Source organism: Variovorax cryoconiti (assembly GCF_051216395.1).
Taxonomy (GTDB): domain Bacteria; phylum Pseudomonadota; class Gammaproteobacteria; order Burkholderiales; family Burkholderiaceae_C; genus Variovorax.
Genome location: NZ_JBPJZI010000028.1, coordinates 665 through 1445 on the forward strand (window position 1 = coordinate 665; position 781 = coordinate 1445).

1 protein-coding gene is annotated in these 781 nt (G+C 64.3%); it reads right to left on the reverse strand.

Features of this window, described 5'->3' with window-relative positions:
* The coding region (locus ACSFA2_RS25420) for a helix-turn-helix domain-containing protein (RefSeq protein ID WP_435458111.1) at positions 1-548 on the reverse strand (548 nt) is incomplete at its 3' end.
* Between the last annotated feature and the right edge of the window lie 233 nt (positions 549-781).

Sequence of the window (781 nt, forward strand, 5' to 3'; positions counted from 1 at the left end):
ATGCTCACACCCGGGCAAGCTTTCAACGCGAGATTGAAGCGCGAATGGTCGTCCAGCACGGTCAGCGGATAGCAGCGCGCTGCAGCCATGCCGAAGTCGCCTTTGAAGTCGATCTGCCACAAGGCATTGGGCTGCTCGTGCTCGAAGCGGCACCAGGGCTCGCTCGCCTGACTGGACTCGGGCGTGATCAGCCCGTGGCGATGCAGGATATTGGTGACCGTGCTGGGGGCTGGCACGTCGCTCATGCCCTGGTCGGCCAGCCGACGGGCGATCTTGCGTCCGCCCCAGCTGGGGTGGACGCGGCGCAGTTCGATCACTGCCTGCTCCAGCTCGCAGGCGCTGCGCGTGGGCGAGGTCAACGGACGTGTGCTGCGCGGCGTGCACGCTTGCGTCATGCCTTGCAGCGCATGCCGCTTGAGCAGCGAGTAGCCGGTCTTGGGGCTGATGCCGAACCGCCGACACAGCTCGCGCCGGTTCGCTCCCTCTTGCAAAGCCAGTTGCACGAACTCTCGCTTGGTGTCCATCAGGTCTCTCGGTTGCCAGGGCATGGGGCTCTTCCTCGGTCGTCTCGACCTCGAAAGTGTTTCCTATGTCCGCGCACACCTGTTTCCAAGGTCCCCGGTCCATACAGCGAAGCAAAAGAAAGTGAGTCGGCCGCCGGGCCGAGACCCGGCCCCCGAAAACAAACAAAGCAATAGTGCCCATATCGCCCCGAAGAAAGCGGCCAAGCCAAGCAACGGCACAATACCCAAGCCCCGTGCGGCAGCGCAACGGCCAGCGC